General features: G+C 62.0%; 4 protein-coding genes. 1 reads left to right on the forward strand and 3 read right to left on the reverse strand.

Annotated elements, in window-relative coordinates; genetic code table 11:
- Positions 1-177: 177 nt before the first annotated feature.
- From H5T60_12905 to H5T60_12915, 3 genes are all read right to left on the reverse strand, one after another.
- Entirely contained in the window at positions 178-1,395 is a 1,218-nt protein-coding gene (locus H5T60_12905) for an acetate kinase (GenBank protein MBC7243328.1), read from the reverse strand.
- A 121-nt stretch (positions 1,396-1,516) separates the two neighbouring features.
- A complete protein-coding gene (locus H5T60_12910; protein MBC7243329.1) occupies positions 1,517-2,407 on the reverse strand; it encodes a lysophospholipid acyltransferase family protein in 891 nt (296 codons plus the stop codon).
- A 9-nt stretch (positions 2,408-2,416) separates the two neighbouring features.
- Positions 2,417-3,034: a CDP-alcohol phosphatidyltransferase family protein gene (locus H5T60_12915; protein MBC7243330.1), complete on the reverse strand. Its 618-nt coding sequence runs from the start codon at positions 3,032-3,034 to the stop codon at positions 2,417-2,419.
- Between the two features lie 295 nt (positions 3,035-3,329).
- On the opposite strand from H5T60_12915, the gene H5T60_12920 reads away from it, so the two are divergent.
- Positions 3,330-3,526: hypothetical protein (locus tag H5T60_12920; GenBank protein ID MBC7243331.1), on the forward strand; the 197-nt coding region annotated here is incomplete at its 3' end.

The raw sequence follows: 3,526 nt of genomic DNA on the forward strand, positions 1-3,526 counted from the left end.
GGGAGCGAATGCACCTGCTCCCGCCCAGGTCCAGCAGTTGCGGGATATCCTGCATCTGTGGATGCGGAGCGGCGGTTCCCGATAAAGTGTCAGGCCCCAGCATGTTTGCTGGGGCCTGACTCGCGCCGGGCAACATCTATAGAGAAAGGAGGGAAGGAAGAAGGAGGTCCGGGAATTTCAATTGTGATTGTTGATCAATGCGGCAGTATCGCGGGCGATGGCCAGCTCCTCATTGGTCGGGATGATGAGCACCTTGACGCGCGAGTCGGGCGCGGAGGCCTCGACGATCTGGCCGCCGGCGCGCCGGCTCTGCACCCCTTTCACCCCCAGGAATTCCAGCCCCTGACAGGCCCACTCGCTGATCTCTTTGAAGTTTTCCCCGATGCCGCCGGTGAACACGATGCAGTCCAGCCCGCCCATGGCCGCGGCGTAGGCGCCGATGTATTTCTTGATCTGACGGGTATAGAGCTTCAGCACCAGCACCGAGCGCTCGTAGTTCGGGTGGGAAGGGCCGGCATGTAGGGCTTCTTCGAACACGCGCATGTCGGAGGAAAGCTCTGACAGGCCCAGCATGCCGCTCCGTTTGTTGAGCACGTCGTTGATGCCGGCGGTATCCAGTCCCTCTTTTTCCATCAGGTAGATGACGATGGCCGGGTCAATATCGCCGCAGCGCGTGCCCATCGGGAGGCCGGCCAGCGGGGTGAAGCCCATGCTGGTATCCACCGATTTCCCGCCGTCCACGGCCGTGATGCTGGCGCCGTTGCCCAGGTGGCAGGTGATGATTTTCAGCTCGGTGATGGGCCGGCCGAGGTAGCGCGCTGCCTGCTGGGCGACGTAGCGGTGCGATGTGCCATGGAAGCCATAGCGGCGGATGCGGTACTTGCGGTAGTACTGATATGGGATGGCGTAGAGATAGGCTTCCGGCGGCATGGTCTGGTGAAAAGCGGTATCGAAGACCGCCACCTGCGGGGTCGCCGGCAGGAGCGACCGCATCGCTTCAATGCCCTGGATGGCGGCAGGGTTATGGAGCGGGGCCAGCTCCACGTTGTCGCGGATGGCGTTCAGCACTTCATCATCAATGATCACCGATTGGGCGAACTTTTCGCCGCCGTGCACGACGCGATGGCCCACCGCGTTGATCTCACGCAGGTCGCGGATGACACCGTAGTCCGGGTGCAGAAGGGTATCCAGGACACGGGCGATGGCCTCGCGATGGTTGGTGACAGGGATGTCCTGCCAGGTAAGCTTGTCGTGCCCTGGCCGGCGGTGGGTCATGGAGGGGATATTCAGGCCGATCTCCTCCACAATGCCGTTGGCCAGGATGGACTCCGTCGTCATGTCGAACAAGCTGTATTTGACGGACGAGCTTCCACAGTTCAGGACCAGGATTTTCATGTTGATGGCGTCCTTGTCAAACGTTCTGCACGGGCGGGGAATATAGCACAAAGGGGCCGAGATGTCAAATTCCCCACCCTCATTCGTGCGAAAACGCACAATTCCGGCATAGGAGATTGTACTAACTCCAGACCGGGATAAACATCAACCACTGTTCAGGCCGGCGGGCGATGGCGGCCTCCAGCACGCGTAAGACACGCAGGGCATTGTGCCGCACCTGTTCATCAGGGGGCAGGGGAGGTTGTTCCATGTCCATGAGGGGGCCGGCGTGCAGGCGATAGCCCCTCTGCGGGGACCATTCGCACCACATCGCCATGACCTGGGCATTGGTCTTCATGGCCAGCCGGATGTGTCCGACAGGCAGGGGGGCCGGCCGGCCGAAAAAGGGGAGCATCTCAAGCTGGCCGGGCACCGGGCGATCCACGCCGGTGGCCACGATGCCGCCGGCGCGCAGGCGCTGAATGGCCTTGCGCAGGGCGGCCTGGCTCACCGGCGTCACTTCACATAATGGGTTGGCGCGCAGGGCGTTCATGAACTGAAAACCGCTGGTCGGCTCGGTCAATGAAAGGATCTGAATGGGTATCTGACGGGAGGTGATGTACTGGATGCCCAGATCGAAGTTGCTGAGATGCGCGCCCACTAGAAGAAGGCCTCGGCCGCTCTCTATGGCGGCCTGCAGGTTTTGGGCGGCGCGTGGAGTGAGAGCCATGGGATGGTGCTCGAAGGCCTGGCGGAAGAGGTCGTAATAGACCTGGCCGGCATGCCGCAGGACCGCGATCACTGCCTGGTCCAGCGACGGATCATCCAGGGGCAAACCGCGCACCTGGGCCTGATTCGCCCGGATGGCGGAGTACATCCTGCCGCCGGCGATGGTCAGCCAGCGGCCGATGGCGCTCCCCAGGCCGGCGGCGGCAGATGGGGGGACGTGCTGGGCAAGCCAGCGGGCGGTGCGGATGGCGGCTCGTGAGCTGGTAATGGCTTTGAACCAGGATTCGTTGTGCCGGACATCCATAGCGTGATTTCATCCCTGCCTGGAGGTTGTGGAGTACTGCCGGAAGAAGGCCGGCGCCTCCACCAGCACCGGCACACCGCGTGCCACGCATAGGAAGACCGCCGCCCAACTGCTCGCCAGGGCGATGAAACGAACGACGGCGACCGCGGGTGTCTCAAGGCCGAGGTTTTGCAGGCCCAGCCAGAGGGCAAGGGTGCAGAAGGCAACTGCTTTGGCGACGCCGTAGCTGGTGCGCATGGCCGGCGATGCGACCAGGAAGCGCGCCCAGGCCGCGCGGGACATGTCGAAGGCGCGCACGCCGTGCGACGAAGCGACGGCGCGGATGGAATCGGTGAGTGTGCCGCGGATGATCACGACCAGCGGTATCAGGAGAGGGATGAGGCCGAGGGAGGCGAAGCTGACCCACAGCACGAGTTCGACGGCGCGATCGGCGGCGATATCGAGGGCACTGCCCAGCAGGGATGTTTCGCGACGCCGGCGGGCGACCATGCCGTCCACGGTGTCGAGGAGGATGAGGATCAGGATGAGGAAGGTGCAGGTGAGCTGGCCCGTGGGGCCGGCGTAGAACAGCAGGATCAGGATCAGGATAAGGAGTGGGAACCGGCTCAGGGTGATCAGGTTAGCCATTCATGACCCCCAGGTGAAAGCGTTTCGCAGGGATATATATAACACAAGGACGGGAGAAAGGCGAATTTGTCGTACAGATTGGCGGGGCAATTTGTCCTTCGTGTAGTCATGCAACTGTATAACGGATTGACGAGGGGGGTAGCAGGGACTTCAAAGGGCAGACAAATGTTTTACGCTATACGAAGGTATATTTTCGCTCCTTTCTGCCGCTGTTCAGTCAGTGCGATGGGTCTTGACAGCCGAGGCAACGTATGATATAATAGGATATACCAGTATGGGGTATAGGGAGGCGGGAATGAATGCGGGACGTTTTCGCTACCGCATGACCATCCATACCCTGGAAGACATCCTCGCCAGGGCAGGGGAGTTGGGGCTCTCCGCCGGCGAAACAGCACCGGTCATCTACTGCGATACGCAGGGCCGCTGTATGTTCGACGCGGATGCCAGCCACCCGTACCTGCAGGCCATGGAGTCCATCCTGAACGAAGGGGC

Source organism: Anaerolineae bacterium, from assembly GCA_014360855.1.
In the GTDB taxonomy this organism is placed as follows: Bacteria; Chloroflexota; Anaerolineae; order JACIWP01; family JACIWP01; genus JACIWP01.